This window comes from Mangrovibacter phragmitis (assembly GCF_040429585.1).
Classification (GTDB): Bacteria; Pseudomonadota; Gammaproteobacteria; order Enterobacterales; family Enterobacteriaceae; genus Mangrovibacter; species Mangrovibacter phragmitis.
The window spans coordinates 3,473,633-3,500,331 of record NZ_CP134782.1 but is presented as its reverse complement, the minus strand read 5'-3'; the positions used below and the strand labels follow the sequence as shown (position 1 = coordinate 3,500,331).

26 protein-coding genes are annotated in these 26,699 nt (G+C 50.4%); 9 read left to right on the top strand and 17 right to left on the bottom strand.

The genetic code is table 11. The features are described 5' to 3' along the window. Nucleotides 1-359: 359 nt before the first annotated feature. On the top strand, nucleotides 360-2,507 hold the full coding sequence (locus MPHASIOC01_RS16860; protein ID WP_353612960.1) for an ornithine decarboxylase: 2,148 nt from the start codon (nucleotides 360-362) through the stop codon (nucleotides 2,505-2,507). An 81-nt stretch (nucleotides 2,508-2,588) separates the two neighbouring features. On the opposite strand, the gene mltC is transcribed toward MPHASIOC01_RS16860, so the two are convergent. Genes mltC through mutY form a run of 3 tightly spaced genes read right to left on the bottom strand, consistent with a single transcriptional unit; the run spans nucleotide 2,589 to nucleotide 5,067 of the window. Further along, nucleotides 2,589-3,671 (bottom strand): membrane-bound lytic murein transglycosylase MltC, encoded by a 1,083-nt coding sequence (gene mltC, locus MPHASIOC01_RS16855; protein ID WP_064601237.1) that lies wholly within the window; start codon nucleotides 3,669-3,671, stop codon nucleotides 2,589-2,591. 38 nt (nucleotides 3,672-3,709) lie between these two features. Continuing rightward, complete coding sequence (locus tag MPHASIOC01_RS16850) at nucleotides 3,710-3,985, bottom strand: oxidative damage protection protein (protein WP_036102877.1); 276 nt, start codon at nucleotides 3,983-3,985, stop codon at nucleotides 3,710-3,712. A gap of 26 nt (nucleotides 3,986-4,011) precedes the next feature. After that, nucleotides 4,012-5,067 carry an A/G-specific adenine glycosylase gene (mutY, locus tag MPHASIOC01_RS16845; RefSeq protein ID WP_353612959.1) on the bottom strand — a complete coding sequence of 352 codons (1,056 nt, stop codon included), beginning with the start codon at nucleotides 5,065-5,067 and terminating at the stop codon, nucleotides 4,012-4,014. A 151-nt stretch (nucleotides 5,068-5,218) separates the two neighbouring features. On the opposite strand from mutY, the gene trmB reads away from it, so the two are divergent. Genes trmB through MPHASIOC01_RS16830 form a run of 3 tightly spaced genes read left to right on the top strand, consistent with a single transcriptional unit; the run spans nucleotide 5,219 to nucleotide 7,046 of the window. Then, nucleotides 5,219-5,938: a tRNA (guanosine(46)-N7)-methyltransferase TrmB gene (gene trmB / locus MPHASIOC01_RS16840; RefSeq protein WP_353612958.1), complete on the top strand. Its 720-nt coding sequence runs from the start codon at nucleotides 5,219-5,221 to the stop codon at nucleotides 5,936-5,938. After that, a complete protein-coding gene (locus MPHASIOC01_RS16835; RefSeq protein WP_064601234.1) occupies nucleotides 5,938-6,264 on the top strand; it encodes a YggL family protein in 327 nt (108 codons plus the stop codon). The genes trmB and MPHASIOC01_RS16835 overlap by 1 nt, the downstream gene beginning before the upstream one ends. A gap of 59 nt (nucleotides 6,265-6,323) precedes the next feature. Further along, complete coding sequence (locus tag MPHASIOC01_RS16830) at nucleotides 6,324-7,046, top strand: DUF2884 family protein (RefSeq protein WP_064601233.1); 723 nt, start codon at nucleotides 6,324-6,326, stop codon at nucleotides 7,044-7,046. Between the two features lie 201 nt (nucleotides 7,047-7,247). Here the strand turns inward: MPHASIOC01_RS16830 and hemW are convergent, their stop codons facing one another. The 5 genes from hemW to MPHASIOC01_RS16805 are packed head-to-tail and all read right to left on the bottom strand — an operon-like array spanning nucleotide 7,248 to nucleotide 10,559. Beyond that, on the bottom strand, nucleotides 7,248-8,387 hold the full coding sequence (gene hemW / locus MPHASIOC01_RS16825; RefSeq protein ID WP_353612957.1) for a radical SAM family heme chaperone HemW: 1,140 nt from the start codon (nucleotides 8,385-8,387) through the stop codon (nucleotides 7,248-7,250). Continuing rightward, entirely contained in the window at nucleotides 8,380-8,973 is a 594-nt protein-coding gene (locus MPHASIOC01_RS16820; protein ID WP_064601231.1) for an XTP/dITP diphosphatase, read from the bottom strand. The genes hemW and MPHASIOC01_RS16820 overlap by 8 nt, the downstream gene beginning before the upstream one ends. A gap of 15 nt (nucleotides 8,974-8,988) precedes the next feature. After that, nucleotides 8,989-9,279, bottom strand: a complete 291-nt coding sequence (gene yggU, locus MPHASIOC01_RS16815; protein WP_064601230.1) for a DUF167 family protein YggU — start codon at nucleotides 9,277-9,279, stop codon at nucleotides 8,989-8,991. Then, the gene (locus tag MPHASIOC01_RS16810; RefSeq protein WP_036102866.1) at nucleotides 9,276-9,830 is read right to left on the bottom strand and encodes a YggT family protein; all 555 of its coding nucleotides are present in this window, start codon (nucleotides 9,828-9,830) and stop codon (nucleotides 9,276-9,278) included. Before MPHASIOC01_RS16810 ends, yggU begins: the two co-directional genes overlap by 4 nt. Before the next feature lie 15 nt (nucleotides 9,831-9,845). After that, nucleotides 9,846-10,559 (bottom strand): YggS family pyridoxal phosphate-dependent enzyme, encoded by a 714-nt coding sequence (locus MPHASIOC01_RS16805; RefSeq protein ID WP_064601229.1) that lies wholly within the window; start codon nucleotides 10,557-10,559, stop codon nucleotides 9,846-9,848. A 20-nt stretch (nucleotides 10,560-10,579) separates the two neighbouring features. On the opposite strand from MPHASIOC01_RS16805, the gene MPHASIOC01_RS16800 reads away from it, so the two are divergent. After that, nucleotides 10,580-11,557 carry a type IV pilus twitching motility protein PilT gene (locus MPHASIOC01_RS16800; protein WP_064601228.1) on the top strand — a complete coding sequence of 326 codons (978 nt, stop codon included), beginning with the start codon at nucleotides 10,580-10,582 and terminating at the stop codon, nucleotides 11,555-11,557. 349 nt (nucleotides 11,558-11,906) lie between these two features. Here MPHASIOC01_RS16800 and MPHASIOC01_RS16795 read toward each other — a convergent pair whose 3' ends face one another. The 9 genes from MPHASIOC01_RS16795 to metK all read right to left on the bottom strand — a co-directional run bounded on the left by MPHASIOC01_RS16795 (nucleotide 11,907) and on the right by metK (nucleotide 20,047). Next, the gene (locus MPHASIOC01_RS16795; protein WP_064601227.1) at nucleotides 11,907-12,119 is read right to left on the bottom strand and encodes a DUF1471 domain-containing protein; all 213 of its coding nucleotides are present in this window, start codon (nucleotides 12,117-12,119) and stop codon (nucleotides 11,907-11,909) included. A gap of 398 nt (nucleotides 12,120-12,517) precedes the next feature. Next, nucleotides 12,518-12,937 carry a Holliday junction resolvase RuvX gene (gene ruvX, locus MPHASIOC01_RS16790; protein ID WP_353612956.1) on the bottom strand — a complete coding sequence of 140 codons (420 nt, stop codon included), beginning with the start codon at nucleotides 12,935-12,937 and terminating at the stop codon, nucleotides 12,518-12,520. Then, entirely contained in the window at nucleotides 12,937-13,500 is a 564-nt protein-coding gene (locus tag MPHASIOC01_RS16785) for a YqgE/AlgH family protein (RefSeq protein WP_064601225.1), read from the bottom strand. Before MPHASIOC01_RS16785 ends, ruvX begins: the two co-directional genes overlap by 1 nt. A gap of 111 nt (nucleotides 13,501-13,611) precedes the next feature. After that, entirely contained in the window at nucleotides 13,612-14,559 is a 948-nt protein-coding gene (gene gshB, locus MPHASIOC01_RS16780; protein WP_353612955.1) for a glutathione synthase, read from the bottom strand. A gap of 11 nt (nucleotides 14,560-14,570) precedes the next feature. Further along, nucleotides 14,571-15,302 (bottom strand): 16S rRNA (uracil(1498)-N(3))-methyltransferase, encoded by a 732-nt coding sequence (rsmE, locus tag MPHASIOC01_RS16775; RefSeq protein ID WP_064601223.1) that lies wholly within the window; start codon nucleotides 15,300-15,302, stop codon nucleotides 14,571-14,573. Between the two features lie 145 nt (nucleotides 15,303-15,447). Beyond that, a complete protein-coding gene (gene endA, locus MPHASIOC01_RS16770; protein WP_064601222.1) occupies nucleotides 15,448-16,158 on the bottom strand; it encodes a deoxyribonuclease I in 711 nt (236 codons plus the stop codon). 96 nt (nucleotides 16,159-16,254) lie between these two features. Next, nucleotides 16,255-16,764 carry a SprT family zinc-dependent metalloprotease gene (locus tag MPHASIOC01_RS16765; protein WP_064601221.1) on the bottom strand — a complete coding sequence of 170 codons (510 nt, stop codon included), beginning with the start codon at nucleotides 16,762-16,764 and terminating at the stop codon, nucleotides 16,255-16,257. Nucleotides 16,765-16,847: 83 nt separating this feature from the next. Beyond that, nucleotides 16,848-18,239: a sugar porter family MFS transporter gene (locus MPHASIOC01_RS16760; protein ID WP_064601220.1), complete on the bottom strand. Its 1,392-nt coding sequence runs from the start codon at nucleotides 18,237-18,239 to the stop codon at nucleotides 16,848-16,850. Nucleotides 18,240-18,895: 656 nt separating this feature from the next. Next, entirely contained in the window at nucleotides 18,896-20,047 is a 1,152-nt protein-coding gene (gene metK, locus MPHASIOC01_RS16755; protein ID WP_064601255.1) for a methionine adenosyltransferase, read from the bottom strand. Between the two features lie 556 nt (nucleotides 20,048-20,603). On the opposite strand from metK, the gene yqgB reads away from it, so the two are divergent. The 4 genes from yqgB to epd all read left to right on the top strand — a co-directional run bounded on the left by yqgB (nucleotide 20,604) and on the right by epd (nucleotide 26,687). Then, entirely contained in the window at nucleotides 20,604-20,897 is a 294-nt protein-coding gene (gene yqgB / locus MPHASIOC01_RS27695) for an acid stress response protein YqgB (RefSeq protein WP_369792545.1), read from the top strand. Continuing rightward, the gene (speA, locus tag MPHASIOC01_RS16745; RefSeq protein WP_064601219.1) at nucleotides 20,890-22,866 is read left to right on the top strand and encodes a biosynthetic arginine decarboxylase; all 1,977 of its coding nucleotides are present in this window, start codon (nucleotides 20,890-20,892) and stop codon (nucleotides 22,864-22,866) included. Before yqgB ends, speA begins: the two co-directional genes overlap by 8 nt. 442 nt (nucleotides 22,867-23,308) lie before the next feature. Further along, a complete protein-coding gene (gene tkt / locus MPHASIOC01_RS16740; protein ID WP_064601218.1) occupies nucleotides 23,309-25,300 on the top strand; it encodes a transketolase in 1,992 nt (663 codons plus the stop codon). Nucleotides 25,301-25,658: 358 nt separating this feature from the next. Then, nucleotides 25,659-26,687 (top strand): erythrose-4-phosphate dehydrogenase, encoded by a 1,029-nt coding sequence (epd, locus tag MPHASIOC01_RS16735; RefSeq protein ID WP_064601217.1) that lies wholly within the window; start codon nucleotides 25,659-25,661, stop codon nucleotides 26,685-26,687. The last annotated feature ends 12 nt before the right edge of the window (nucleotides 26,688-26,699 follow it).

The window sequence follows — 26,699 nt, the reverse complement described above, 5'->3', positions numbered from 1 at the left end:
CACCCCTGCCAGAAAGGTGCCAGAATTGCGCGGATTTTTTCCACGACTACCTTAACGAGGTCGCTGCAATGTTCGGATTCTCATCGACATTTCTGGCACATCACAGCCATTGCGTAATGGCGTGTTCTCGTTATGTCCGCTATTTATCTATTCAAGCCATTCAAACTTTCACCATGCGGTGAGGGCAGTGCAGGCTCGCACCGGAGCATCAGTAAACTCAGGCAGGCCCTGGTTTTACTGATGTCTGGTGGTCGCAGCTGGTTATCAGTTCAGGCCCCTTATCATTTTCGCCGGGAGAACACTCCCTTTTGTTGTGCCTCTGGCACTCACTCATCCTTGACCCCTGGGGATTTGTGCTTATGAAAGCGTTGAAAATTGCCGCAAGCCATGATGTTGTCACCTGTTTGTCCACGCACCGTGAAGTTGTGACACTGGATAACACGGATTTTACTGATGTGGCCGTTGTGGTGGTTTCGGTTGCCGACAGCCGTAGCGGTATTCTGACTTTGCTTAAACGCACCGGGTTTAATTTACCGGTGTTCCTTTTCAGCCCTGAGCAGGTTGCACCGCTTTCGGGTACTGAAGGTGTGATTACGGGAAAAGCACAAGATTTTCTTGAGATTGAAACGGCAGCTTGCCGCTATGAAGAAAATTTGTTACCCCCGTTTTTCGATACCCTTAGCCAGTACGTTGAAATGGGCAACAGCACATTTGCCTGCCCGGGGCATCAGCATGGTGCGTTTTTCCGTAAGCATCCGGCAGGGCGCCAGTTTTATGATTTCTTCGGCGAAAACGTTTTCCGTGCGGATATGTGCAATGCCGATGTCAAACTGGGTGATTTGCTTATCCACGAAGGCTCAGCGAAGGATGCACAGAAATTTGCAGCCAAAGTGTTCCACGCGGATAAAACCTATTTTGTCCTGAATGGAACTTCTGCGGCAAATAAAGTGGTGACCAATGCGTTGCTGACCCGGGGAGACCTGGTGCTGTTTGACCGCAATAACCACAAATCCAACCACCATGGTGCGTTAATTCAGGCAGGGGCGACCCCGGTTTACCTGGAAGCAGCACGTAACCCGTTTGGGTTTATTGGCGGGGTGGATGCTCACTGCTTTAACGAAGCGTACCTGCGTGAATCCATTCGTGAAGTGGCCCCGGAACGCGCAGACTTGCCGCGCCCATTCCGCCTGGCGATTATCCAGTTAGGCACTTACGATGGCACGGTATATAACGCCCGCCATGTGGTAGACACCATCGGCCACCTGTGTGATTACATTCTGTTTGACTCAGCCTGGGTTGGCTATGAGCAGTTTCTGCCAATGATGGCAGATTGCTCGCCATTGCGGCTGGAACTCAAACCGGAAGACCCGGGTATTTTTGTCACGCAGTCTGTCCATAAACAACAGGCCGGTTTTTCTCAGACATCGCAAATTCATAAAAAAGACGATCATATCCGTGGGCAGTCGCGTTTCTGCCCGCATAAACGCCTGAACAATGCTTTCATGTTGCATGCATCAACCAGCCCGTTTTACCCGCTGTTTGCGGCACTGGATGTGAATGCCAAAATTCATGAAGGGGAAAGTGGCCGGCGCTTATGGGCTGAGTGTGTGGACATGGGGATTGAAGCGCGCAAACAGATCCTTGCGCAGTGCAAAATGATCCGCCCGTTTATCCCGCCAGAAATCGATGGCCGTCAGTGGCAGGATTACCCAACGGACACCATTGCCCATGACCGGCGTTTCTTCAGCTTTGAACCGGGAGCAAACTGGCATGGCTTTGAAGGGTACGCCAAAGATGAATACCTGGTGGACCCGTGCAAATTATTACTGACCACGCCAGGAATTGATGCAGCAACAGGGAAATACAGTGAGTTTGGTGTGCCTGCTGCTATTCTGGCGCACTACTTGCGCGAAAATGGCATCGTACCGGAAAAATCAGACCTTAACTCGATTCTGTTCCTGCTGACTCCCGCCGAAAGCCAGGAGAAGCTGGCGCAACTGGTTGCTATGCTGGCGCAGTTTGAACACCATATTGAAGACAATACGCCGCTGGCAGATGTATTACCTACCATCTACCAGAAATACCCGGTGCGCTACAAAGGCTATACGTTGCGCCAGCTTTGCCAGGAAATGCACGACCTTTATGTCAGTTTTGACGTGAAAGATCTGCAAAAAGCGATGTTCCGTAAAGAGTGCTTCCCCGAAGTGGTGATGAACCCTCAGGATGCCAACAGTGCATTTATTCGCGGCGATGTAGAACTGGTGCGCCTGAGCGAAGCCCAGGGGCGGGTCGCTGCCGAGGGCGCATTACCGTATCCGCCAGGTGTGCTGTGTGTGGTGCCGGGTGAAATTTGGGGAGGGGCCGCATTGCGTTACTTCCTGGCACTGGAAGAAGGTGTCAACCTGCTGCCTGGTTTTTCACCAGAACTCCAGGGGGTTTACAGCGAAACAGACTCCGATGGCATTAAACGCCTGTATGGTTATGTGATTAATAATAATCCCGCCTGAACAATTAATTACCCGGCGTAATAAAAAGGGAAAAGCATGCTTTTCCCTTTTTATATTGCTTGTTTGGTGAGAATTTAAAACTTAATGCACCCGGCGGTAGCCTTTTTGCGCAGTATTCACTTTATATAAATACCGGCGTGATTCAGAAGACGGGTGGCGGGTGGCCAGAGTTTCATAAACATCATCAGGCGACAGGCTGTTGATAATCGATACCGCCTGGTCTTTGTCACTGGAGAATACACGCAGTACGCTGCCGGCCCCACCGTTATACGCAGTAATAACGGCATAACGCCGCGACGTTGGGTTATCAATGCCCGCAAGATAAACATTATTCAGCATCGCCAGGTAGGCTGTACCGGTATCAATATTGTTTCTCGGGTCGAAAAGATAGTTTCTGCTGGGAATGCCACTGCGCCCCTGGGAGCGGAACACATCTTTCCCGGCACTGTGCTGTACCACCTGCATTAACCCCAACGCATCGGCATTGCTCACTGCATAAGGGTTAAAACTGGATTCTGTTTGCATGATGGCCAGAATCAGAGACTCATCCACCCCATATTTATGCGCTGCGCTGCGTACCATGCCAAGATATTTATGCGCACGCTTATCCAGATGGTTTGCTACCATGTTAATGGTCACGCTGTAGATAATATGCAGCCCGTTGCTACGGCTTTGCAGGCGGGTTTGCAGCAGGTAGTCTGCAAACTCTTCTGCCCGCCATTTCCAGCGGATGGGCTGCCCCCGGTTATCCACTACCTGCCCATATAAAAAAGGTTGTTTGGACAGTGCAACATCATTGCTGTCGGAGTAGAGATCAATAGAGCCCGGGTCATCGCCCATCAGAAGCGTCGAGACAATCGCCTGGCGCAAGTGAGCTGCCGGGTCTGTACCGGAGATGGTTTCAACGGTAATCGTCCCGTCATCAAAGTTGATATGGCTACGGGTTTGATACTGGTCCGTATACTTAACATAGTCTTTCGGCCCGGCGATCAGTACCTCGTTATACCCCCACAGGTTCTCAATATTATTGGCAAACTGCCCCATTAAAATATCGAAACCGTTGGTGTCTTTGACCCACTCTTCGTGATATGCCGAATCCTTTTTACTGGAGCAGGACACCAAAAGTGGTGCAACAAGAGCCAGCGCAATAAGTCTCTTCTTCATTGATGTGTGCAGTTTTATCCATTGAAGGGCACGAGCCCTTATTGTTTTTCTTCGGGTGTAAAACCTTCAATGTGGACGTCTTTACCTTCAAACAGGAAGTTCACCATTTCCTGTTCCAGTAATTTGCGGTGTTCCTGGTTCATCATGTTGAGTTTCTTTTCATTGATCAACATGGTCTGTTTGGTTTGCCACAGAGCCCAGGCTTCTTTGGAAATTTCATTATAAATACGTTTACCCAGTTCACCTGGGTACAACTGGAAATCCTGGCCTTCAGCATCGCGCTGCAGGTAAGTACAAAAAATCGTTCTGCTCATGTCTCATCCTCATTATTTGGTGGGCCTTAAGCAACTGACCCGGCACGCAATTGCTGCAACAGACGCTCTACCGGTGCCGCTAACCCCACTGCGGGTGGCTGCGGTAAGTTATACCAGAGACCGGTATCTTCCTCCATGCGAAGAGGCCATGTTTCTGCCCGGACTAATACTGGCACAATATCCAAATGGAAATGGCTGAATGTATGGCGAAAAGCTGTAAGTTGCTGGCAATTATCTGCTGAAATGTGTCTTGCTTCCAGCCACTGATGCAATGCGTTTTGCGTTTCAAATTGTGGGAAGCAATAAAGCCCACCCCACAACCCAACCGGCGGGCGCTGGCTAAGATAAACGTCGTCACCATGTTGTACCAGCGCAAACCAGCCAGTGCGCTCCGGCAGCGTTTGTTTTGGTTTTTTCCCTGGAAAGCTGGACCAGTTGCCTGCCTGTTTCGCAAGGCAACCCTGGCTGAGAGGGCAAATCTCACATTTGGGCCGTGAACGAGTACAAACCATGGCTCCCAGATCCATCATGGCCTGGTTGAACTGGCTAACGCCATGCACTGGTGTAACTTGTTCGCTCAGGTCCCATAAGCGCTTTTCGACATCTTTTTTGCCTGGCCAGCCTTCTACTGCGTAACACCGTGCCAGCACCCGTTTTACGTTGCCATCCAGAATGGGGTAATGCTGGCCGCAGGCAAGAGAAAGTACGGCACCTACGGTAGAGCGGCCAACACCTGGCAGTGCGGCAACTTCTTCGAAACGTTCAGGAAATTTACCGCCATGCTGTTGAACGACAGTTTGTGCGGCTTTATGCAGGTTGCGGGCGCGGGCATAATAGCCAAGGCCAGTCCATAAGTGCAGTACTTCATCCAGTGGTGCCGCCGCCAGGTCGCGGATATCCGGGTACTTTTCCATAAAGCGCTGGAAATAAGGGATAACCGTTGCCACCTGGGTTTGCTGTAGCATTACCTCGGACAGCCACACTTTATAAGGTGTTTTTGCTGCCTGCCAGGGTAAGGTTTTCCGACCATACTTTTCATACCAGTCGAGCACCTGGCGAGAGAATTGAAGCGCTTGTATCATTTACGCACAGTATCCGACTCAGTCAATTTAGGTGTCAGATTCCAGCACAGCACGGGCCTGCTGTAAACAGCTGGTGTCCGGTGCTTGCATCGGCGGAGTAACTTTGGATAATGCCCGTTTCCTGAACATTAACTCAAGCAGAGTTTCTACCATGATAAACGACGTGATTTCACCGGAATTTGATGAGAATGGTCGCGCATTACGCCGCATTCGTAGTTTTGTCCGCCGCCAGGGCCGCCTGACTAAAGGGCAACAACATGCGCTGGACCACTACTGGCCGGTGATGGGCGTTGAATTTGATGGTAAGTCCATCGATTTTGCGGCGCTGTTTGGGCGGGAAGCACCTGTTACCCTGGAAATTGGGTTCGGGATGGGCGCATCGCTGGTGGCGATGGCCGCGGCCAATCCACACCAGAATTTTCTGGGAATTGAGGTTCATGCACCGGGTGTTGGGGCGTGCCTGAGCGCTGCTCATGAATCCGGGCTGACTAACCTGCGTGTAATGTGCCATGATGCCATTGAAGTGCTGGACATGATGATCCCGGAAAACAGCCTGACCATGGTGCAACTGTTCTTCCCTGATCCATGGCACAAAGCGCGCCATAATAAACGCCGAATTGTTCAGGTGCCGTTTGCTGAAAAGGTGAAAGGGAAACTAAAATTGGGCGGTGTTTTCCATATGGCGACAGACTGGGAACCTTATGCAGAACATATGCTCGAAGTAATGTCATCGGTGGACGGTTATCAAAACATGTCGGAGAACGGCGATTATGTTCCTCGCCCAGAATCCCGTCCGGTCACCAAATTTGAACAACGCGGCCAGCGCCTTGGCCACGGTGTATGGGACTTAATGTTCGAGAGGATCAAATAATGGCAACAAACCGCAGCCGTCGTTTACGCAAAAAAATGCATATCGACGAGTTTCAGGAAGTGGGGTTTTCGGTGGCATGGCGTTTCCCGGAAGGTACGCCGGAAGAACAGATTGATAAAACCGTTGATGACTTAATTAATGAAGTGATTGAGCCAAATGGCCTGGCTTTTGATGGTAGTGGTTACCTTGCCTGGGAAGGGCTGATTTGCATGCAGCAAATTGGCAAATGTACCGAAGAGCATCAGGCGCTGGTAAAAAACTGGCTCGAAGCACGCCAGTTGTCAGAAATTCGCACCAGCGATTTGTTCGACGTCTGGTGGGATTAAGCGCAGGATGTTCAACGGGTCGGTTGCTACCGGCCCGTTTTTTCTTTATGGAGTAGCAAATGCAGAAGTTATCCCTTGCGCTGGCTGCGTTACTGGCCGTCAGCACGGCGGCGAAAGCTGATTACCAGTGCAGTGTCAGCCCCAAAGATGATGTGGTTATCAACCCTCAACAAGTGCAGGTGGTTGGGCAACATGGCGACCTGGTTATTTCTCCTCAGGGGGACGTTCAGTTTAATGGTAAAGCGCAGTCGCTTACTGCCAGCCAGCAACAACAGGCTGTGAACTACCAGCAGGCACTGCGTAACGACCTGCCGTGGATCGATAACGGTGCCCGGGCCCGGGTTGAGAAAGGCCGTGCGGCACTGGACAAAATCATCACCGAGCAGGTGGGGGAAAGCAGCAGCATGCACGGGCGGCTGGAAAAGCTTGATGCGCAGTTAAAAGCGCAGATGAACCGTATTATTGAACACCGTACTGATGGCCTGGCTTTTCACTACAAAGCTATTGACCAGGTCAGGGCAGATGGCCAGCAACTGGTTAACCAGGCAATGGGTGGCATTCTGCAGGACAGTATCAATGAGATGGGGGCGAAAGCGCTCACCAGTGGAAACAGTAAAGGCGGTTTACAAGGGATACTGGGTAACCTTGGCGGGATGCAAAATGCCATCCAGCAGGAGTGGAATAACCAGCAGGCCGATTTTAAACAGTTTGGCAAAGATGTTTGCTCCCGGGTGATTTCCCTGGAAGACCAGCGCAAGGCACTGGTGAAAGGCCTGAAGTAAGTTAGCTACGAGAAAGAACAACAGGCTCGAGTCTGATGACAAACCTCATGTTCGCACAGAACGAGAGGATGTCACCCAATAAAAAACCAGGAAAATCAATTTATTGATTTTCGGCTGCTAACTAAAAAGAAGGAAAAACCACGCTTTTTCCTTCTTTTTCATCAATCTGAGGCTCCCCTTTTTGTTGCCGGGGAGCCTGATTCAGTCATCAGCCAGAAACAGGCCCAGCAGCGAGTTGAGAAACAATTTCCCGCGCTGAGTGACTTGCCACTGTGATGCCGTTTCGGTGAGGTAGCCCTGGGCAATGGCTTCATCCAGTTGCGGGCGGACCACTGTTTCGCCAAGGCCGGTTAGTTGCAGAAAATCGCTCCGGGGAACGGGTTCTGACAGCCGGAAGCGGTTCATAAAGAATTCAAATGGCTTATCTGCCACAGCCACTTTATGCTCTCTGTCGAGGTACTTCCCTGCCATATAACCGCGCGGGTGGCGAGTTTTTACCCGGCGAATAATCCGGTTATCCGGCCAGGTTATTTTCCCGTGCGCACCGCAACCAATTCCCAGGTAATCACCAAAGCGCCAGTAATTGAGATTATGCTGGCACTGGTAGCCCGGTTTGGCGTAGGCGGACGTTTCGTATTGCTGGTAACCGGCCGCACTCAGTAGTTTATCGCCCTGCTCGAAAATGTCCCATAGGGTATCGTCGTCGGGCAGCACTGGTGGGCGTGAGCCAAATAGCGTATTGGGTTCGATTGTGAGCTGGTACCAGGACAAATGCGGTGGGTTCAGTGCTATCGCCTGGCGCAAATCGCTCAGCGCTTCCTCCAGTGACTGGTCGGGCAGCCCGTGCATCAAATCCAGGTTAAAACTCCGCAAGCCAAGTGAAGATGCCAGTAGTGCTGCGCGTTTTGCTTCTTCCGGGCCATGAATACGCCCCAGCCGTTGTAGCTTTTCCTGGTTGAAACTTTGGACACCAATGGAAATACGGTTAACACCGGCTGCCTGGTAAGCGGCAAAGCGGCCAGCTTCAACGGTACCCGGGTTAGCTTCCATGGTGATTTCTGCATCGGCTGCCAGCGGTAAACGCTCGCGTACACCATCAAGCAGCGTTTGCATCGCTTCGCCAGAAAGCAGGCTTGGTGTGCCACCACCAATAAATATTGTGCTGACAGCGCGGCTCTGAGCGGCAGGCAGTTCGTTGTCTAAATCTCTCAGCAAGTGGCTGACATATTCATCATGCGGCACATCGCCTTTCAGCGCATGAGAGTTAAAGTCGCAGTAAGGGCATTTTTGCACACACCATGGAATATGGATGTACAGACTCAGTGGCGGCAAATCAGCCATTGCGCATTGCTTCCAGTAGTAATGCCAGAGCCTGGCCGCGGTGTGAAATAGCGCGTTTCTCTTCTTTAGTTAATTCCGCAGCAGTTTTGCCTTCGGAAGCAACGTAGAAAATGGGGTCATAACCAAACCCCCCAAGACCTGCCGGGGCGCGGGTGATTTCCCCTTCCCATGAGCCATGGCACACCAGTGGTGTCGGGTCATCAGCATGGCGCATGTACACCAGAACACAGTGAAAACGTGCTTTGCGCAGGTTATCGGGCACGGCGTCCATGGTATGTAATAACTTCTCCAGATTCTGCTGGTCTGTTGCCTCTTCGCCCGCATAGCGTGCGGAATAAATACCTGGCGCCCCACCCAGTGCATCGACTGCCAGGCCTGAATCATCAGCAATGGCGGGCAACCCGGTGATACGTGCCGCATGGCGAGCTTTGAGAATGGCATTCTCAATAAAGGTGCCGCCCGTTTCTTCCGCTGAATCAACGCCCAGCTCAGTTTGCGCGACAATATCCAGACCGAAATTTTCCAGTAAGTCAGCCAGTTCGCGAACTTTGCCCGCATTACCGGTCGCCAGTACGACTTTTTGCATAACGAATACCACAGATTAATTAAGACAGGCCGCAACAACCGGCGGAATAGTTTTTGGTGAACTGATTAGCACTGATTTATGACGGCCAAGTTCACCTTTGGTGAGTGACACCTGGCTTTTGGCAACCCGGAATTGTTTTGCCAGAAATTTAACCAGGTGAGCGTTGGCCTGGCCGTCAACCGGCGGCGCGGTGATGGCGATTTTTAACTCATCGCCATGCAGGCCAACAATAGCATCCCGGCTGGCTTTGGGCTGAATAAACAGGTTCAGCACCAGCCCGGATTCAGTCTGGGTTACTGCACTCAAAGCTGGTACCACAGCCCCGGGAACAGATCCATACCCAGGTAATTGAGCAGATACAGAATAATAATTACCCCCATGGCGGAAAAGTCGATGCCGCCCATCGCCGGGATAAAGCGGCGAATTGGCGCCATCAACGGTTCAGTGAGTTGCATCAGTACAAACTCCATTGGGCTACGCCCCTGGCTTACCCAGCTCATAATGGAACGCACAATAATCACCCAGAACACCAGAGAACCAGCACTCTTCAGCAACGACAACAAGCCAACCAACAGGTTTACCGGGCCAATTGCAAGTACTCCTGCCTGAATCAATAGCAGAAGTGGGAATTTCAGCGTGGTAAGAATAAACGCGACCAGCAAAGAAGCGGTATCTACCGGACCAATTGACGGAATAATCCGGCGCAACGGGCCAATAATGGGCTGGGTAATCTTCACAATAAATTGTGAAAGCGGATTATAAAAATCACAACGTGACCACTGCATCCAGATACGGAGCAGTAACACCATCACATACAATTCAATGATGGTTTTGGCCAGGAAAGTCAACGTCAGCATGGCATTCCTCTGTAGTTATTGTCCCTGACGCGCGGAATAATCCCGTGCGCCAAAAATTGCTGTACCAATTCGAACCATGGTGGAACCTGCGGCAATAGCTGCTTCCATATCATCCGTCATGCCCAGCGAAAGTGTATCAATGCCAGAATAGCGGCGTTGTAGCGCGCTAAATGCTACAGCCATTTGTTGGCAAACAGCAAATTGCTTGTCGTAATCCTGCTCTGGCGCAGGAATTGCCATCAGCCCGCGTAAGCGTAATCCGGGTAAACTGCTTACCAGGTCAGCCAGGGCGTCTACCTCAGCTAATGCGATACCTGATTTACTGGTTTCATCGCTGATATTAACCTGAATCAGCACATTCAATGGCGCTAATTCGCCCGGGCGCTGTTCACTGAGCCGCATGGCGATTTTTTGCCGGTCAATGGTATGACACCAGTCAAAATTTTCGGCAACCAGGCGGCTTTTATTGGACTGTAAAGGGCCAATAAAGTGCCAGGTCAGGCCGGTAATCCCTTGCTCACGAAACAGAGCGATTTTATCGGTACCTTCCTGAACATAGTTTTCACCAAACTCCCGTTGCCCGGCGGCAATGGCTTGTGCGATATCACTCGCAGGTTTAGTTTTACTGACTGCAAGAAGGGAAACTTCTTCTGGAGCACGGCCGCAACGTTCTGCAGCCGCTGAGATTCTCTGCTGAACCTGCGCTAAGTTGTGGGCAATGTCGTTCATGAGTTTCAGGATAAGCCAAAATGGAAGAAATCGTGGCCCTTAGTGTAAAGCATAATGTGTCGGATCTACACCTGTGTAGCAGTGGGCATTTTTACTGGCGTAAAGATGGCGTGATGGAGCCAGCCCCGTGTGCTTTACCCGATATATCGGCATTGCTGGATTTGTGGCTGACACCAGAGCAGCACAGCCAGTTTAAACACCATGGGCAACTTGATTTCGCCGTCGAGCTGGCAAATGGCCAGCGTTTAAGAGCCAATGCTTTTCTTCAGGTGGCAGGGGTGTCTCTGGCGTTGCGTATTTTACCGCAGGTATGTCCTGAGTTAACCACATTACAGGTTCCTGAAGCATTAATGGCACTGCTACAAGAGCAGTCAGGGTTGGTATTAGTGTGTGGTGCTACGGGCAGTGGCAAGTCAACGACACTGGCAGCCATGGTTGGTGAGCTGAACCGGCAAACGCAGGCACATATTATTACCCTTGAAGACCCGGTTGAGTTTGTTCACAAACCTCCTCAGGGTGTTATCCAGCAGCGTGAAGTAGGTTTGCATTGTGCCTCTTTTGCTGCCGGGCTGAAGGGGGCTTTACGCCAGGATCCGGATGTCATTTTGCTGGGCGAGTTGCGAGACAGCGAAACGATTCGCCTCGCCCTGACAGCGGCTGAAACAGGGCACCTGGTGTTGGCAACACTGCATACCCGTGGGGCTGCACAAGCGGTAGAGCGGCTGGTAGATGTCTTCCCGGCGGAAGAGAAAAGTATGGTTCGTACTCAACTTGCTGGCAGCCTTAAAGGTGTGGTAGCTCAACAACTGGCTGCGCGTAAAGGTGGTGGGCGGGTGGCTTTGTTTGAGCTTTTAGTTGTTACGCCAGCCGTTTCCAGCCTGGTTCGGGAAGGGAAAACACACCAGTTACCCGGTGTATTACAGACTGGCAGGCAGGCTGGCATGCAAACTTTTGAACAAAGCCGCGCCGAGCGTGATGCGGCGGGAATGCTTGCCTAAATGCTTTGGGTTGCCTTTGGGTGCGGCAATGCACAAACGGCGCAGTACGAAAGTCTGCATGAAGTGCTGGCCAGAAAGTGCCGTTATGGGGCTAATCGCTAATGTATTGGTGAGTAGTCAATGGGCGGGCAAAGAATATAGTATTTCATTGATTGTAAAGGTAAGTTTGCCGGTGTTTTTTGTGCCGGGTTATCGTGTGAGCAGATATTCAGAAGAGTGATATAGCAGCAGCGAAGCTGTTTACAGCATTGTGGATATGTTTGAGCCCAGTGCAGTGACCGGGCTCAATATGGTTGTTCAGTACCAGAATCAAGGGGATAAAAGCGCTCCGGTACCAGAACAGTTACTCTTATTTGCTCAGTTCAGCAGTCATGTGAACCTGGTTGCCAGAGTAAGCTTCAGTGATTTGGTAAGAAGCTGCACCAGCTTGTTTAGCCTGAGATGCTATCTGTGCTTCTGCACCATCCAGAGTACTTGCGGTAGCAGTGACGGTTTGAGCAAAGCTTGCAAAAGAAACCAGAGACAGGGCAGCAGCAGCGAACAGAGTTTTAACAGATTTCATGGTCTTTTCCTTATTTAATTCAATTCGTTATCGTTAAAGGCGAGTGCCTTTGATGTGGGTTATAATAACGCTTGAAATTATATCTCAGGTAACAAAAAGTGCGATCTGGATCACGTTATGCTGGGATGATGGCTGGGGATATGGCCTTTGGAAGAACCCGTTTTTTAGCTAACTTATTGAAATTATAATATGTTATATGTTTGGTTGTATCAGGTGTTAATCACTGGTTGGCTATTTATTTTTGGCACAAAAAGCCAAATTATATCCCCCCGGTAGTTCAGGTTATGTGTGTGTTTGCTCAGAAGGGTGGCGCCGGCAAAAAAATGCTATATAAAGGGATATTGGGGGCTGGTTCAGAAACAAGCGAGATTGGCTGCATAGCGCAGCCAGATAATGGGTCAAACGCGTTGCTCAAACCAGCTTTCCAGAATAACAACCGCGGAAGCCGAATCGACGCTGCCTTTATCCAGTGCTTTGAAACCACCCTGAGCAAATAAACCAGCACGGGCTTCAACTGTGCTCAGGCGTTCATCATGAAGCTCCACAGTAATGCCAAAACGGCCATGCAGGCGGTTAGCGAATTTCTTCGCTCTGGCCGTCAGGGGTTGTTCTGTGCCGTCCATATTCAGCGGCAAGCCAACAACCAAAAAATCAGGTTGCCACTCTTTAAGAATACGGTCGATTTGTTCCCAGTCAGGAATGCCGTCTTTGGCTTTTAGCGCAGACAACGGGCGGGCTGTCCCGGTAATTTTTTGCCCAATGGCGACACCAATACTGCGGGAGCCAAAGTCAAAAGCCAATATTGTTCCTGTCGCCATTACGCGTGCCCTGCTTCGTTAGGCAGATTGTGAATATCAATGCCAATCAGGCGTGCCGCTTCCCGCCAGCGTTCACCAATCAGTGTGTGGAACAGAATCTGATTATTGGCGGGCGCTGTAAGCCAGGCATTATCCAGGATTTCCTGTTCCAGCTGTCCTTTATCCCAGGAGGAATAACCCAGCGCAACCAGCACATCTGGTGGCTGGTTTGGTGTACCCAATGTTTCCAGAACATCTTTAGACGTTGTAATAATGGTGTTCTCAGAGATACGAATACTGGAACTGAACATTTCTGGTGGGGTATGCAAAATAAAGCCCCGGTCTTCCGCGAGCGGCCCACCGACAAATACTGGCTTATCCAGGCGAATCGCCGGGTCTCGTGGTTCTGGTGTAATCTTTAATTTCTCAAGCACGTCGGCAACTTTCAGGTTATCAAGAGGCTTATTAATAATAATCCCCATTGCACCTTCGTCGTTATGCTCGCAGATGTACACGACAGAACGCCTGAACAGCGGATCCTGTAACCCTGGCATGGCAATAAGAAAGTGATGCTGTAAATTCATTGTCAGAGGTCTGTTCCGGTTGAGTCTTTGGCAGGTGGTAAGTCTGCCTGATAAGGAATGTGTGCTACCGGCATTCCCGAGAGTCTGGCGGGATCCTTCCCGCCATGGACACTATTTTGCCAGACGCTTCTCAATAGCGTCCATTAGCATTCCCGTAATTGATACCGGGAACTGTGCTTCAATTTCCCGCACGCACGTTGGGCTGGTGACGTTAATTTCAGTGAGCTTATCACCGATAATATCGAGCCCGACAAATATCAGGCCTTTTTCTTTTAACGCAGGGGCAATGCGGCGGGCAATGGCCCAGTCACTTTCAGACAATGGGCGGGGCTCGCCACGTCCACCTGCTGCCAGGTTACCACGGGTTTCCCCATTTGGCGGAATACGCGCCAGGCAATAAGGCACAGGTTCACCGTCTACTACCAGCACACGTTTATCACCCTCTTTAATCTCAGGCAGGTAGTTTTGCGCCATGCAATAACGGTTACCCAGTTCCGTCAGCGTTTCGGTAATGACGGATAAGTTAGGGTCGCCTGCTTTCACGCGGAAAATTGATGTTCCACCCATGCCATCCAGTGGTTTGAGAATGATGTCGCCGTGTTTTTCCCAAAATGCTTTCAGTTGTGCTTTGTTCCGGGTTACCAGCGTATGCGGTGTTAAATCAGCAAACCAGGCAGTAAAGAGTTTCTCGTTGCAGTCACGCAGACTCTGTGGTTTGTTAACAATCAATGTGCCCTGTTCTTCAGCCCGTTCCAGAATATAGGTGGCGTAGATAAACTCTGTATCGAACGGTGGGTCTTTACGCATTAAAATGACATCAAGGTCTGACAGCGCAATATCCTGCTCGCTGTCGAAGTTGTACCATTTCTCATAGTTATACTCGACGCTGAGGGCGCGTGCGCGTGCGCGTGCTTCACCATTCGTCAGGTACAAATCGGCCATTTCCATGTAATGCAACTGGTAACCACGTTTTTGTGCTTCCAGCAACATCGCAAAACTGGTGTCTTTTTTCAGGTTAATTGACGCGATGGGATCCATCACGATGCCGAGCTTGATCATTCTTGTCTCCTTTAGCCCAAATCACCAAAACGCACCTGCAGTGCGGTGATTGCAGTAAGGGCGGTGGTTTCTGTACGCAGCACACGCGGTCCTAACAGAATATCAGTAAACTGATAACGCGCAGTCATGGCAATCTCTTCTGCCGATAATCCACCTTCAGGCCCAATAAGCAACCGCACCCGTTCAACTGGCAGAGGGAGCGTATTGATACTGGCACTGGCGCGCGGGTGAAGATTGAGCTTCAGTGCATCATCCTGTTCCTGGCACCAGGTTTCCAGGTTCATTACGGGACGTATTTCTGGAATCTGGTTGCGTCCACACTGTTCACAGGCGCCAATCGCAATTTTTTGCCATTGCTGCAGTTTTTTATTCAGGCGTTCTGCATCCAGTTTCACTCCACAACGTTCCGAGAACAGGGGGGTAATCACATTGACGCCCAGCTCAATGGATTTCTGAATAGTAAATTCCATTTTTTCGCCACGGGACATCACCTGGCCCAGATGTAAAAACAGTGGTGACTCACGGTTATCTGTTTCACTACCCAGCAACCTGACCTGAACCTGTTTTTTATCTGCCTGAACGATTTCTGCAGAAAAAACCTGGTTGGAGCCATCAAATAACTCCAGAGTCTGCCCGGCAGACATGCGCAGAACACGTCCAACATGCCCAGCCGCGTCATCACTTAACGCAATAGTCTGGCCAACAACAAGTGGCGCAGGGTGATAAATGCGAGGAATACGCATCGTGTATATCATCCATAAAAAGGTGTGATGGTGGTTATAACAAATTCTTCGCTAAGCGCAGAGTGCAGAAGTTGCCGTCATTATTGTGCCCCACTAATGGAGGCACCGGCGCATCACAGAGTTAATTATTGCTGGGTAGTGTAGGTTAGCCTTTTCGCGCCATGCAAGCCTGCTGTACATAAGGGTTATGATTTCCCTGTATTTTCGCTATACGTTCATCGCGTGTGCATTCCCACTGAGTCACCGGGTACATTTTATCCCAGGCTTCAAATAGTTGAGTTTGTTGGCGTGAGAGCGGTAGTTGGTACTGATCGCGCATATAAAAATATGTTCTGGCAATGGCACCCCGCGCGCGGGCTGGTGGTTCAGCGCGCTTGCTGGAAAAATCGACTTTCATTGTGCACTGCCCATACTGGTTCTCACCACCATTCCACTGGTTGTACATAAAGTTACCGCGATCGGCGTTGACTTCGCCCACTGCGGGTTCCAGGTTGTGCATATCGCTTTCAATTTTGCGGTACACCGGATCTTTGGCACAGTTCTTACGCCCCCCTTCTTGCCAGCACTGGCGCAGATGGCCGAATTGCCATGCGGGCATAACATGTTCCCATTCAATGCGGTTGGCCCGAACTTTATTTTTTCTGATGTGGTAACCGCATGAGTTCAGGTCCGGAATGCCTTTTTTCCCTTCCCAGGTGATTTTACAACCACAATAAAAAGTGCCGGGAACATCGGCATTCACTTTTACGCCAGCCGTCTTTGCTTGAGAAAAACTGTGAATACCTGTGGCCTGTGCACCGGTACTTAACAAAAAAGCCGCCAGGGAGATAGCGGTAGAAAATATTTTGCGGGACATATCGAAATTCTCTGTCAAAGTGTGCCCGCACCCTAACTGATCATTTATCCAGTTTCAATCAGTTAGATTCTAAAGTTTCCAGTTAACTTGTTGTCGTTACAGAGGAGATGTGCCCGGTTTTAGTATTTCACCGCAATGAATACAGCGGTATTCCGCCTGCTTGCGTAATACCCGGTTATGGCGACGTACCGTCAACTGATGTTGCTGGCAACGGCAATAATAAGGGAAGGTATTGGAACGCACGGCGCTGAGTTCGAACTGGTGAGTACGCAGAGCCGGAACGCCCAGCACAGTTTCCATCATCCATTTCCACTCTTTGCCATGGGGAGCCACCCGGCCAAAATGCTTCCACACCAGTAAATGAGCCAGTTCGTGTGGCACTACCTGGTCGGTAAATGCTTGCTGGTTTTCCAACAATAATAATGGGTTAAGCCGGATTTCATAGGATTCTAACCAGGCGGTACCCGCCGATGTTCCGCGTTGCTGCCAGGAGATTTTGGGCTCAGGGTACTGTGTATTCAGGTAGTGATTAGCCCGTACCAGGTTAGCGCGCAGGCTGCGCATTATAGCTTGTTGTATTGCAATGGGGATGCGGCGTGTATTCATAAGCTGGCAGCATAGAGCCTGGAATCGCTGACTGCAAGCGTGTAGCGGGGGGCATAGCCGCCCCCCAAATTTGGCAGGATGTTTTATTGGGCACCAATTTCACGCAACGGACGGCCTTTCATCAGGTTACGTTCAATGTGCTCAAGGGAAACATGCTTGGTTTCCGGTACCAGAATTAATGTCAGAATGATAAAGAACACATTCAGACCAGCATAAATCCAGAAGGTACTTGCATTACCCAAACTGTTGAGCATAGTCAGGAACGTCGCACCGACAATCATATTGGCAATCCAGTTGGTTGCCGTTGAGCAGGTTATGCCGAAATCTCGTCCTTTCAGGGGCTGAATTTCGGAACACAGCACCCAAATTAACGGGCCGGCACTCATTGCAAAACCCACAATAAACATCAGTAGCATGGCCACGGCGAAGTATTGTGCATTGCTGGAGTGAATACCCACATGCAGCATGGTGCCGAGAATACCCATACCAACGGCCATCACAAGGAACCCAAGGATCAGCGTTGGTTTACGCCCCCAACGGTCAACCAGTCCAATTGCAATAAAGGTTGCCAGTACATTGGTGAGGCCGACGATAACCGTTCCCCACATCTGTTCTGTGGTATTGGTAAAACCGGCTATTTCGAAAATTTTGGGCGCGTAATACATGATGACGTTCATCCCGGTGAACTGTTGCATTACTTGTAGTAGCACACCCAGAAAAACGGCCCGGCGGAAATTGCTGTTTTCACGGAATAGTGACCAGCCACTTTGTTTCACCTTCAGGCTGTCACGTATTTCTTCCAGTTCACGTTTGGCTTCTTCACTGGAGTCACGCAGGTACATCAGCACACGTTCAGCGTCATGGAAGCGGCGTTTGGCTGCAAACCAGCGTGGGCTGTCTGGTAAAAAGAATACGCCAATTAACAGCAAGGCCGCCGGAATAGTGATAACACCCAGCATCCAGCGCCATTCACCGCTGTAACTGAAGGCGGTATCTGATAAATAGGCGCCAAGAATGCCGATAGTTATCATTAACTGATACATGGAGATCATGCCGCCGCGAATCTTTTCTGGCGCAATTTCAGAAAGGTACAGTGGTGCCGTGTAGGAGGCAATGCCCACGGCCAGCCCCAGTAACACGCGGGAAAGAATCAGAATTTCGGCATTTGGTGCCAGAGCGGAGCATAATGAACCGGCCACGAACAGTATCGCGCCAATCATCAGGCTGTATTTACGCCCCAGTCGGAAAGAGAGCCAGCCGCTCCCTACCGCACCCACTGCAGCACCGAACATCATGGAACTTACCACCCATTCTTGTTGGTGTGATGTAATTTGGAACTCATGGGCAATAAAGGGAAGTGCACCGGCAATAACACCGATATCAAGACCAAACAGCAATCCTGCCAGTGCGGCCAGAAAGCAGACAAAGAATGTCAATGCCTTGTTAGAAAGCCCCGTTTTTTTAGTGTCAGGCATGATGCCCTCCAGTTGGGTTGTTAATTATACCGATGTTAATGGTAGGTTGTGTTTGGGAGAGAAAACGTGACCATTGTCACGCTAATGTAATCGGTTACATTGTGTATGGTTTGTGATTGTTGTTTTTTACTATTAAAATCATTATGTTATTCACTATCTCATTTTCTGTTATGTTGGATTATTAGATAACTCTGATAGTTTGTGTAACAAAAATATCAAATTTATGTTTTTTTAAGCCTATTCTGAAAAAATATATTGCAAATCGATGTGTAACCGTTTTCATTTCTTGCGTGATGGCTCAGGCTGCACTAAGCAGAAAAGAGGCTGTTGGGGGCCGCGCAGCAAGATTTCGCGTTGTACAGAAACGTGTTGGTTGCAGGTGTAACGGGAGCGCTCAGTCTTGCAGAAAGAAAAGTTAGCCAGTAAACAAATTGCGAAGGGTCATAAAGAGGGCCAGTGAATACTGGCCCTGAGTCTGATGACGAACCTCATGTCCGCACAGAACGAGAGGATGTCATCCAATAAAAAACCAGGAAAATCAATTTATTGATTTTCGGCTACTAACTGAAAAGAAGGAAAAACCACGCTTTTTCCTTCTTTTTCATCAATCTGAGGGCCAGCGAATACTGGCCCTGAAAGGTGCCCGAGACTGTTTATTACAGCCCGGCAGCAGCGCGCAGGTCGGCTGCTTTGTCGGTTTTTTCCCAGGGGAAGTGGTCACGACCAAAGTGACCATAAGCTGCTGTTTCGCGGTAGATCGGATGTAACAAATCCAGCATTTTGATCAGGCCATAAGGGCGCAGATCAAAATGTTCGCGAACCAGTGCTGTCAGTAACTCTGAGGCCACTTTTTCAGTACCAAAGGTTTCTACCATGATGGAAGTGGGTTCAGCCACACCGATGGCATAGGACACCTGGATTTCGCAGCGATCTGCCAGACCCGCAGCAACAATGTTTTTCGCTACATAGCGAGCAGCGTAAGCTGCAGAACGGTCTACTTTGGAAGGATCTTTACCGGAGAATGCCCCGCCGCCATGGCGAGCCATACCACCGTAGGTATCCACGATAATTTTACGTCCGGTCAGGCCACAATCGCCCATTGGGCCACCAATAACAAAACGGCCTGTTGGGTTAATAAAGAATTTAGTGGAAGCACTCAGCCATTCTGCAGGCAGAACCGGCTTGATGATTTCTTCCATTACAGCTTCTTGCAGGTCTTTCTGCGTGACCGATTCTGAATGCTGAGTAGACAACACAACCGCATCGATGCCGACAATTTTTCCGTCATCATACTGGAAGGTTACCTGGCTTTTCGCATCAGGGCGTAACCACGGTAGTGTGCCATTTTTACGCACTTCAGACTGGCGCTGAACCAGACGATGAGCATAAGTTATTGGCGCCGGCATTAGTACATCGGTTTCATTAGTGGCATAGCCAAACATCAGACCCTGGTCACCAGCACCCTGTTCAAGCGGGTCCGCACGGTCAACACCCTGGTTGATATCCGGAGACTGTTTGCCGATGGCGCTCAGAACGGCACAAGAGTTTGCGTCAAAGCCCATGTCGGAATGAATATAACCAATATCACGCACGGTATTACGGGTAATTTCTTCAATATCAACCCAGGCACTGGTCGTGATTTCACCACCAACCAGAACCATGCCCGTTTTTACGTAAGTCTCACAGGCAACGCGTGCTTTAGGATCCTGTTCCAGAATCGCGTCAAGAACGGCGTCTGAAATCTGGTCTGCTATTTTGTCGGGATGCCCTTCGGATACTGACTCGGACGTAAAAAGGTGTTTTGCCATATTATCTTCACCCTGGAGTAAATCGATTATCAGGGACTGCTGATAACCCACATCCTTTATAAGGACTATGCTGACAAACGTCATTTGGGGTGGTAATCAACACCAGCAGTCTTAGTGTTAATCAGTATAGATGGATTAACTTCTGGACGGCTATTCTAGGTTATACCTTAAGCAGATTTCCAGTGGTTTTTTGACAGACTTCACGATGCTGCTGTTTTGTTACAAAACAACAGAAGCAACGAGCGGCCCGGTAGCATATTTTTGTTTTGCTTTTTGGCGATGATGTGGGTATAAAACGGCGCGCGCGGCTTATATCGTCAGGTAATCAGTTTTTACTGTGTTACTCACTTCCAGCCGGGTTGAGCAAAATCTCAGTAGCGTGGTTTTCGTTCCTGCGACCGACCACGGGCTTTACTTATCGCATGTAGTTGTATGCGTGGAGGTGATAACAAGCAATGACAATGAACCGCCATTTTCAACAGACTCCGTTGTTACGTCGATCCTCAGGTGTATATACGCACCTCTCCACCTGCTTCTCACTTTTGTTTTCCAGCCGATGTCATATCCGTTTCGGCACGTCTCAGGATTCTCGAGCTGGTTTTCGCCACCTGAACTGAGCAAGGGCTCTTCTGGTTTTCCAGAAGGATTTTTCCAGGTTTCGCCGGACTGTCATGTGGCGTTCGGAATCGTGTCTTACAATGTTATGAAAATGAAACCGGTCACGCGGTTAGCGAAGCTTTATGTTCTGCTAACTCCGGGTGTTGCTTATGGGTTGTTATCTCAGGTATGCCCTGCGATAGTAGTCAACTGTTTTACTTTTTCGACAAAAATTGAGGTTCGCAATGTCTGACGACATTTCTTTTGTTTCGGGTTCGTCAGCAGGCGAACAGGGTGTACTCCGTTCCATGCAGGAGGTTGCAATGAACTCCCAGGAAGCCAGCAAGATGCTGCGTACATACAATATTGCCTGGTGGGGCAATAACTATTACGACGTCAATGAACTGGGGCATATCAGTGTTTGCCCGGATCCGGACGTACCGCAAGCCCGGGTTGATCTGGCGAAACTGGTGAAGGAACGTGAAGCCCAGGGGCAACGCCTTCCTGCTCTGTTTTGTTTCCCACAAATTCTCCAGCACCGCCTGCGTTCTATTAATGGGGCATTCAAACGCGCCCGTGAATCTTACGGTTATAAAGGCGACTATTTCCTGGTTTATCCGATAAAGGTAAACCAGCATCGCCGCGTGATTGAGTCACTGATTCACTCCGGTGAACCGCTGGGGCTGGAAGCCGGTTCCAAGGCCGAATTGATGGCGGTTCTGGCTCATGCCGGTATGACTCGCTCAGTAATTGTGTGTAATGGTTACAAAGACCGTGAATACATTCGCCTGGCGATGATCGGTGAAAAGATGGGCCACAAAGTCTATCTGGTCATCGAAAAAATGACGGAAATTAATATCGTTCTGGAAGAAGCCGCCCGCCTGAATGTGGTGCCACGCCTGGGGGTTCGTGCTCGTCTGGCTTCACAAGGCTCAGGCAAATGGCAGTCTTCCGGTGGCGAAAAGTCAAAATTTGGCCTTGCAGCAACTCAGGTATTGCAACTGGTTGAAATGTTGCGTGCGGCGAATCGCCTTGACAGCCTGCAACTGCTGCACTTCCACCTGGGTTCACAGATGGCGAATATCCGCGATATCGCAACCGGTGTTCGTGAGTCTGCACGTTTCTATGTCGAACTGCATAAACTGGGTGTGAATATTCAGTGCTTCGATGTAGGTGGCGGCCTGGGCGTAGATTATGAAGGGACACGTTCTCAGTCTGACTGTTCTGTGAACTATGGTCTGAACGAATACGCCAACAATATTATATGGGCCATTGGTGATGCCTGCGAAGAGCACGGGCTGCCGCACCCAACGGTTATCACCGAGTCAGGCCGGGCAGTGACCGCGCACCACACAGTTCTGGTCTCCAATATTATTGGGGTAGAGCGCAATGAATTTTCCAAACCAACGCCTCCGGCTGAAGATGCTTCCCGTGCATTGCAGAGCATGTGGGAGACCTGGGAAGAAATGCATGAGCCAGACAACCGGCGCTCCTTACGTGAATGGTTGCACGACAGCCAAATGGATTTGCATGATATCCATGTCGGCTACTCATCCGGTACATTCAATCTTCAGGAGCGAGCCTGGGCTGAACAACTCTATTTGAGTATGTGCCATGAGGTGCAAAAACAACTGGATCCACAAAACCGTGCTCACCGGCCAATTATCGATGAACTGCAGGAACGTATGGCGGATAAACTGTACGTCAACTTCTCGCTGTTCCAGTCCATGCCGGATGCCTGGGGGATAGACCAGTTGTTCCCGGTTCTGCCACTTGAAGGGCTGAACCATGCGCCGGAGCGCCGTGCTGTATTACTGGATATCACCTGTGACTCAGATGGTGCCATTGACCATTATGTGGATGGCGATGGTATTGCGACGACCATGCCAATGCCGGAATATGATCCTGAAAACCCACCATTACTCGGTTTCTTTATGGTCGGGGCATATCAGGAAATTTTGGGTAACATGCATAACCTGTTTGGTGATACCGAGGCCGTGGATGTGTTTGTCTTCCCGGATGGCACCGTGGAAGTAGAGCTTTCTGACGAGGGTGATACCGTTGCCGACATGCTGCAATACGTACAACTGGACCCCAATACGCTGCTGACACATTTCCGTGATCAGGTCAGGCAGACTGGGCTGGACCCGGTATTGCAACAGCAATTTATGGAAGAGTTCGAAGCTGGCCTTTACGGCTATACCTACCTCGAAGACGAATAATCTGTTATTCGTTTGCTAAGAATGGCGCGCGGGTTGTCCGCGTGCCGTTTTTCTATTGCCCTCCTGCCCACCAGCCCGGCTCAACAGTAAGCAAAAAGTCTTAAAATCCGCACCCAGGGCGCAGAAGTATAAATCCTCAGGCTCAGCCTGTGCGATACTCAACTACAGAACCTGAGGGCTGTTTCGCAGATTTATCTGTGGACAAAAGGATGTTCCATGTACATGACAGGCTGCTTAGGTTAAATTGATGGACAACTTTTTGGAGCCCTAACGGCCAGAGACATGTGCCCACTTATTATGGTGAATCAATAGCCTGAAAATAACACAGCCTGAATACAGTTTACTGTAGTGGGGTGTTTTTGCTTTGGGCTATACACCATTGGGGTGCAGGCTTGAAACCGTTATTAAGGCCTGGTCTTCAACTATCCGATCTGGAGTCAAAATGTCTTCTCGTAAAGAGCTTGCCAACGCCATTCGTGCGCTCAGCATGGACGCAGTACAAAAAGCCAAATCCGGCCACCCCGGAGCCCCTATGGGGATGGCTGACATTGCTGAGGTCCTGTGGCGTGATTACCTGAATCATAACCCGAAGAACCCGCACTGGGCTGACCGTGACCGCTTTGTCCTGTCTAACGGCCATGGCTCCATGCTGCTTTACAGCCTGCTGCACCTTTCCGGCTACGACCTGCCAATTGAAGAACTGAAAAATTTCCGTCAGTTGCACTCCAAAACACCGGGTCACCCGGAAGTGGGTTACACCGCTGGTGTTGAAACCACCACTGGCCCGCTGGGGCAGGGTATTGCCAATGCCGTGGGTATGGCAATTGCTGAGAAAACACTGGCTGCGCAGTTTAACCGTCCGGGCCATGAAATCGTTAACCACCACACCTACGCCTTTATGGGTGATGGCTGCATGATGGAAGGGATTTCTCACGAAGTGTGCTCCCTGGCCGGTACCCTGAAACTGGGCAAACTGGTTGCGTTTTACGATGACAACGGTATTTCTATCGACGGTCATGTGGAAGGCTGGTTTACTGATGACACCGCCAAACGTTTTGAAGCTTACGGCTGGCATGTGGTACGCGGTGTTGACGGCCATGATGCGGACTCCATCAAACGCGCCATCGACGAAGCGCGCAGTGTCACAGACAAACCGTCCCTGCTGATGTGCAAAACCATCATCGGTTTCGGTTCGCCGAACAAAGCCGGTACCCACGATTCTCACGGTGCACCGCTGGGTGATGCAGAAGTGGCTGCCACCCGCGAACAGCTTGGCTGGAAATACGAACCTTTTGTTATCCCGCAGGAAATCTATGGCCAGTGGGATGCTTCTGAAGCAGGCAAAGCAAAAGAATCCGCATGGGATGAGAAATTTGCTGCCTACAGCAAAGCCTTCCCGCAGGAAGCGGCTGAATTCACCCGCCGCATGAGCGGTGAAATGCCGTCTGATTTTGCGGCAAATTCTCAGGCCTTTATTGAAAAACTGCAGGCCAACCCGGCGAAAATCGCCAGCCGTAAAGCGTCGCAGAATGCCATTGAAGCCTTTGGCCCGTGGTTACCGGAATTCCTCGGCGGCTCTGCTGACCTGGCACCGAGCAACCTGACCATTTGGTCCGGCTCCAAATCCATTAACGAAGACACCGCTGGTAACTACATTCACTACGGTGTGCGTGAGTTTGGGATGACGGCGATTGCCAACGGTATCGCGCTGCATGGTGGTTTCCTGCCGTATACTTCCACCTTCCTGATGTTTGTGGAATATGCCCGTAACGCGGTGCGTATGGCTGCACTGATGAAACAGCGCCAGGTGATGGTGTATACCCACGACTCCATCGGTCTGGGCGAAGATGGTCCGACTCACCAGCCTGTAGAACAACTGGCTTCCCTGCGCGTAACGCCGAACATGAGTACATGGCGCCCATGCGACCAGGTGGAAAGTGCCATTGCCTGGAAAGCGGCTGTTGAACGCCATGACGGCCCGACCGCGTTGATTCTGTCCCGCCAGAACCTGGCCCAGCAGGAGCGCAGTGCACAGCAACTGGCTGATGCAGCGCGTGGTGGCTATGTGCTGAAAGACTGCGAAGGCCAGCCGCAGGTGATTTTCATTGCCACCGGTTCTGAAGTTGAACTGGCGGTTGCCGCCTGGGAACAACTGTCTGGCGAAGGCGTGAAAGCGCGTGTGGTTTCCATGCCGTCAACTGATGTGTTTGATAAACAGGATGCCGCATACCGCGAAGCGGTGCTGCCAAAAGCAGTTGCTGCCCGTGTGGCAATTGAAGCAGGCATTGCTGACTACTGGTTCAAATACACTGGCCTGAACGGTGCCATTGTGGGCATGACCACCTTCGGTGAATCTGCACCAGCAGAGCTGCTGTTTAAAGAGTTCGGTTTCACCGTAGAAAACGTAGTGAAACAGGCGAAATCTTTGCTGTAATCACCTCAGCCATGTTCGTTTTATATAGCCGGGTAATTTGCCCGGCTTTTTTACGCTCGTGATATCCTCTCTGGCAGTAAATTATTCCATTATTCCTGAAGAGTATTCTTGTGCAGATTATCTTCTAAGCAGTGAAATGGCGAAAAGTGTGATGCAGGTCAGAAGAATGAGTGATAACGCAGAGGGAATATTCCCTTTATTCCTTATTTCTAATATGCTGGCTGAAGCGTTTCAGTAATTTAAAATGTTCGACATTTAACCAAACAGTCGTGATTTATGGCTGGCGAGGATTCCCCTGAGGCGGTGGCTGCATTACCCTGTTTGCCACAACATTGCTCAGAATCCTGGCAGGAGAGATATGACCGTACGCATCGCGATAAATGGCTTTGGTCGCATCGGGCGCAACGTGGTTCGGGCACTTTACGAATCCGGTCGCCGGGCGGAAATCACCGTTGTGGCAATCAACGAGCTGGCTGATGCCGCTGGTATGGCGCATTTGCTTAAATACGATACCAGCCATGGCCGTTTTGCGTGGGAAGTTCGCCATGACCGCGAACAGCTCTTTATTGGTGACGACACTATTCGTATTTTGCATCAACGGGATATTACCTCGCTGCCCTGGCGGGCGCTGGATGTGGATATTGTGCTGGATTGCACCGGGGTCTATGGTAGCCGTGAAGATGGTCTGGCTCACATTGAGGCTGGAGCCAAAAAAGTGCTGTTTTCGCACCCAGGCGGTAATACGCTGGATGCCACCGTGGTTTACGGTGTCAATCATGACCAACTCCGCTCCACAGACCGCATCGTTTCCAACGCCTCCTGCACGACTAACTGTATTATTCCCGTGATTAAGCTGCTTGATGAAGCCTGGGAAATTGAATCAGGAACGGTCACCACCATTCACTCTGCGATGCATGACCAACAGGTGATCGATGCTTACCATCCGGACTTGCGCCGTACCCGGGCAGCCAGTCAGTCAATTATCCCGGTCGATACCCGGCTGGCTGCAGGCATCACCCGTATTTTTCCGAAATTTTGTGACCGCTTTGAAGCTATCGCTGTACGAGTACCAGTCATTAATGTGACGGCGATTGATTTGAGCGTTACTGTGTCACATAAAGTAACTGCGCAAGAGGTTAACCTGTTGCTGCAAAAAGCGGCACAGGGGGCATTTCATGGTATAGTTGACTATACGGAATTACCGTTAGTCTCGACCGATTTTAACCACGATCCACATAGCGCTATTGTGGATGGTACCCAAACCCGGGTAAGTGGTGGGCACCTGATCAAGACATTGGTCTGGTGTGATAATGAGTGGGGCTTCGCCAACCGCATGCTGGATACCACGTTGGCGATGTCTGCAACACCGATATCAGGTAAGGCGTAATTTGCGCCTGCA